This is a genomic window from Candidatus Nitrosotalea sp. FS (assembly GCF_011319475.1).
Lineage (GTDB): Archaea > Thermoproteota > Nitrososphaeria > Nitrososphaerales > Nitrosopumilaceae > Nitrosotalea.
Window position 1 is genome coordinate 1 of record NZ_RCMC01000098.1, and the last position, 3336, is coordinate 3336.

Annotated in this window: 2 protein-coding genes and 7 pseudogenes; 4 read left to right on the top strand and 5 right to left on the bottom strand. The window is 38.5% G+C overall.

The window, feature by feature from the left end:
• From DYY66_RS03715 to DYY66_RS03725, 4 genes and pseudogenes are all read left to right on the top strand, one after another.
• Positions 1-539, top strand: a pseudogene (locus DYY66_RS03715) (methylmalonyl-CoA mutase family protein); the annotation flags it as partial.
• Between the two features lies 1 nt (position 540).
• Positions 541-751, top strand: a pseudogene (locus DYY66_RS13990) (VOC family protein); the annotation flags it as partial.
• Between the two features lies 1 nt (position 752).
• Positions 753-938, top strand: a pseudogene (locus tag DYY66_RS13995) (VOC family protein); the annotation flags it as partial.
• 263 nt (positions 939-1201) lie between these two features.
• Positions 1202-1654 carry a hypothetical protein gene (locus DYY66_RS03725; RefSeq protein WP_166286325.1) on the top strand — a complete coding sequence of 151 codons (453 nt, stop codon included), beginning with the start codon at positions 1202-1204 and terminating at the stop codon, positions 1652-1654.
• A 14-nt stretch (positions 1655-1668) separates the two neighbouring features.
• On the opposite strand, the pseudogene DYY66_RS15910 reads toward DYY66_RS03725, so the two are convergent.
• The 5 genes and pseudogenes from DYY66_RS15910 to DYY66_RS03750 form a co-directional block, all read right to left on the bottom strand.
• Positions 1669-1927, bottom strand: a pseudogene (locus DYY66_RS15910) (CBS domain-containing protein); the annotation flags it as partial.
• Position 1928: 1 nt separating this feature from the next.
• A pseudogene (locus DYY66_RS03735) lies at positions 1929-2269 on the bottom strand (CBS domain-containing protein); the annotation flags it as partial.
• Position 2270: 1 nt separating this feature from the next.
• Positions 2271-2393: pseudogene (locus DYY66_RS14005) on the bottom strand (helix-turn-helix domain-containing protein); the annotation flags it as partial.
• Positions 2394-2615: 222 nt separating this feature from the next.
• Positions 2616-2972, bottom strand: a pseudogene (locus DYY66_RS03745) (MscL family protein); the annotation flags it as partial.
• A 56-nt stretch (positions 2973-3028) separates the two neighbouring features.
• The coding region (locus DYY66_RS03750) for a triose-phosphate isomerase (RefSeq protein ID WP_178085578.1) at positions 3029-3261 on the bottom strand (233 nt) is incomplete at its 5' end.
• Positions 3262-3336 lie beyond the last annotated feature (75 nt).

Sequence of the window (3336 nt, forward strand, 5' to 3'; positions counted from 1 at the left end):
GTAAAGATTGCATTAAGAACACAACAGATTGTGGGCCATGAGAGCGGAATCACAAAAACCGTAGACCCGCTTGCTGGCTCGTACTATGTGGAGAATTTGACTGATACAATAGAAGCCGAGGCAAACAAGTACCTAAAGAAAATAGACCGAATGGGAGGCTCACTTGTGGGAATTGAGAGGGGATTCTTCCAATCTGAAATTAGACAAAATGCCTATCGATTAAAGAAAGAAATCGATGGCGGAGACAGGGTAATAGTTGGTGTCAACAAATTCACCGATGCAGCAAAGGAAAAACCTGAAATCATGAAAATTGACGGCAGCATTCAAACACAACAAATGACAAATCTAAAAGAATTACGTAGCACCCGTGACAATATCAAAGTTGAACATGCACTTGGAAAAATGAAGATGCTGCAGACAAGGATGAAAATCTAATGCCGTTTATCTTGGATGCTGTAAATAATTATGCTACACTGGGAGAGATAAGCAATACATTCCGTGAAGTCTTTGGAATTTACCAGCCAAAGGAGACATTCTAAGATGCGACTAGATCATGTCGCAATTGCAGTAAACAACTTGGACGATGCAGTAAAACAGTACAAAGAAGCACTTGGTGTTCACGACGTAGAATTTGAGACTGTGGAATCTGAAGGAGTCCGAGTGGCAATTCTTCATCTAAATAATTCTAGAATTGAGCTAATGGAGGCCACCAAGGACACAAGTCCAATCAAGAAATTCTTGACAACAAAAGNGAGGGGCTACATCATATAGCCCTTGAAACAGATGGCATTGAAAAAGAAGTTGACAGGATGAAAGTGTGCGGAATAAAATTCTTGGGAGAGATAAGGCCTGGTTCACGTGGTACTAAAATAATATTCATGCATCCTAAATCATTGCATGGGGTACTGGCAGAGCTGTGCTCACATCCTAAATCCTAGATATTAGTAGAACTTGTTTGTGCCAGATCTCTGAGATGTACAAAACTCTAAAATTCATTAGGAATTATCCTACACCAATTTTTTAAGGCATGATGTAATTATGTCATATCTTGACAAAGAGAATTCTTCTNATGCTCTCATCCTAAATCCTAGATGTTAATAGAACCTGTTTGTTCTAGATCTCTGAGACGTACAAAACTCTAAAATTCATTAGGAATTATCCTACACCAATTTTTTAAGGCATGATGTAATTATGTCATATCTTGACAAAGAAAATTCTTCTAGTGCTGCTTATCATATCGTCAGTACTATTATCGTTCTCAATTCTAGGCACTGGTAAAATGTCTGCATATGCAGAATTTGATAAATCTGGAAATTTTGTGTGTAACCCATTTGGAAGGAGCGTTGAGACTAACATCTACATGAATGTTGTACACCAGATAAATAACAAGATGTCATTCTACTTGGAAAATCATCCAAACGCTACTGTATTGCAACAGCATGATGTCATAATGCAGGATCAAAAAACATGGGACTTGTATAATAAATCAAGGACATGTCTTGCTGATGTCATTGGGGAGAACCCGGATGATGTTGTTTCATTTACACCCGATGTACAACAAGCAATTGCCATTCCAGAGTTTGGAGTGTTTTCATCAATGGTAGTAATGGTTGCAATACTTGGAAGTATTGTAGTCTATAGAAAATTTTTCTAATTACTAATTCTAAATTAGTCTACTAGCTTGAGAGTGTCTGATGCAGTAATTATTCCAACAATTTTGCTCTGCTTTGATACTAACACACATTTTGAATATCTAATTAGAGATACAAGTGTCTTGACCGGAGTGTTATAGTCTACAATTGGAGGCCTTGGGTCCATTATCTCAGCTATCTTGATCCTTTTTCGTTCAGTCTCATCGTTATCCAAAATGTGTTTTATGATGCCATCTTCTGTTATGACTCCGACTACTTCGGGACCGTCAAAGATTNCTTTCGTTCAGTTTCATCATTGTCCAAAATATGTTTTATTATGCCATCTTCTGTTATGACCCCAACTACGTCGGGACCATCAAAGATTGGCATTTGGCTGATTGATAGCTCCTGCATTTTCTTTATTGCGTCATGCAGTGAATCATGTGCCTTGAGCTTGGCAATCTCCTTACTACAAATATCTCCTGCCTTGGTCGATGCTTGGCTTTCAAGGGACCATAATACTTCGAATATTTTTCTTGCAGTGGAATAGCTTGGCTGACATCTACCAGACTCGATCTGATTTATCATCGAAGTACTGACTCCTGTAAGAGAAGCAAGTTTTTGCTGAGTCATACCTANGCATCTCCCAGACTCGATTTGATTTATCATCGAGGTACTGACTCCTGTAAGGGAAGCAAGTTTTTGCTGAGTCATGCCTATCTTCATCCTTGCCTGTTTTATTGATTCAAGTCTTGGCAGCATTATGCGAAATAAAGACTTGATTCAATATTTCAGTCTTCTTCAAATAACTGCAAAAAATGTGTGAAAGGCTATTTCAAGCCAGCCTTTCGTCCGAATTTTGCTATTATGAAGATAACAAAGGCGATTATGAGAAAATCAATCACAACACCGATGAAGTCGCCTATTCCAAAATTCATTCCGCTTCCTACTGGTATTGTAACAACTGCTTTTCTCCAGTCTCCNCACAAAGATAACAAATGCGATTATGAGGAAATCAATCACGACACCAATAAAGTCGCCTACTCCAAAACTCATTCCGTTTCCTACTGGTATTGTAACAACTGCTTTTCTCCAGTCTCCTCCTGCTACGAATGCGCTAGGAATTGGCATGATGAGATCTTGCACTAGAGCTGTTACTACTCTGCCAATTACGGTTCCCATGATGAAACCGATGGCAAGACCCAAGACTCCTGCCTTGCCAATGAAATCTTTGAATTCTGCAATGAGACCTTTTGGTTCAGGTGCGGGGGTTGTAGCTTTAGGTGTGACTGCTTCTCGTATTTTTTTTAGTTCCTCAAGTATGTCGTTTTCTACGGTCATGTGATTGAGTCTATTTGCATGTATATATCGTCTACGAAAAAATGATTATCTTGAATTTATTTTTTGGTAAATGCCAAGGCAAACTCTTCTATTGTTTTTTCCCAGTTCTTTGCCTTTACAATGCCGCTTGCAACAAGTATTCCTTTTGCACCAAGCTCTAATGCGCGTAATACATCTTCTCCCGAAATAATTCCTGCACCGCATAACAGCTGAGTGGAATTATTTGCTTTCTTTACTGCTTTGACTGCTTCTGTTATTATTTCTGGTTTTTCTTTGGATACTGCCTTTCNAATTTGCATGTATATATCGTCTACGAAAAATAATTATCTTGAACTTATTTTTTGGTAAATGCCAAGGCAAACTC